The organism is Allokutzneria sp. A3M-2-11 16, assembly GCF_024213555.1.
In the GTDB taxonomy this organism is placed as follows: domain Bacteria; phylum Actinomycetota; class Actinomycetes; order Mycobacteriales; family Pseudonocardiaceae; genus Allokutzneria.
The window spans coordinates 1-1,021 of sequence record NZ_JANAVO010000040.1 but is presented as its reverse complement, the minus strand read 5'-3'; the positions used below and the strand labels follow the sequence as shown (position 1 = coordinate 1,021).

The following is a 1,021-nucleotide window of genomic DNA, read 5'->3' as shown; positions in this document are numbered from 1 at the left end:
GGTGTATGGCGAGGATGTGATCGACGTGGTGCGTGTGTGTTGGGCGGTGTTGGGAGGGCCTGCGGGTAAACGTCTTGCGCCGTTTCTGCCGGAGTTGGTGGCGCGGTTGCGGGCGTGTGGGGAGTTGGAGATCACTGATCGGGTTGCTGTGCGTGCGGCGCGGGTGTCGGCGGCCACGATCGACCGTCGCTTGGCGGGGGATCGGGCTCGGTTGCGGTTACGGGGGCGTTCGGGTACTAAGCCGGGATCGCTGTTGAAGCCTCAGATTCCGGTGCGCACGTGGGCGCAGTGGGATCAGAGTCGGCCGGGGTTTGTGGAGATCGATTTGGTCGGTCACGACGGTGGTAACTCGCGTGGGGAGTTCGCCCACACGCTCACCGCCACCGATGTCGCCACGGGGTGGACCGAGACCCGGGCGGTGCGGAACAAGGCCCGTAAGTGGGTGTTCGTTGCCCTGACTGAGATCCTGTCGCAGTTCCCGTTCCCGGTGTTGGGCATTGATTCCGACAATGGCAACGAGTTCATCAACAACCACCTGCTTGCCTACTGCATCCAGAACAAGATCACCTTCACCCGGTCGAGGATGGGATGCAAGAACGACTGCTGTTACGTCGAGCAGAAGAACTGGTCGATCGTCCGTCACGCCGTGGGCTACGCCCGCTACGACACCCCCGCCGCGCTGGCGCTACTGAACCGGCTCTACGCCCACTACCGACTAATCACGAACTTCTTTACCCCGAAACAGAAACTCACCGGAAAGACCCGCGACGGAGCAAAGATCACCAAGAAGCACGACACCGCACAGACGCCCCACCAACGCATCCAGGCCCACCCCCGCATCCCCCGGAAGATCAAAGCCACACTCACACGCCACTACCAGCCACTCAACCCCGCCCAGATTCGCCGCGATATCACCGATCTACAACACCAACTCACCCACCACGCCGCCACCCATCCACACCCCGCACCCACCCCGGAACCCACCACCCCACCCGCGGGCATCCCGAAACGAGGCAACGAA

General features: G+C 63.0%; 1 protein-coding gene. It reads left to right on the top strand.

Annotation, left to right across the window (positions count from 1 at the left end; genetic code table 11):
• Positions 1-16: 16 nt before the first annotated feature.
• The coding region (locus NLX83_RS40725; RefSeq protein WP_305884236.1) for an integrase catalytic domain-containing protein at positions 17-1,021 on the top strand (1,005 nt) is incomplete at its 3' end.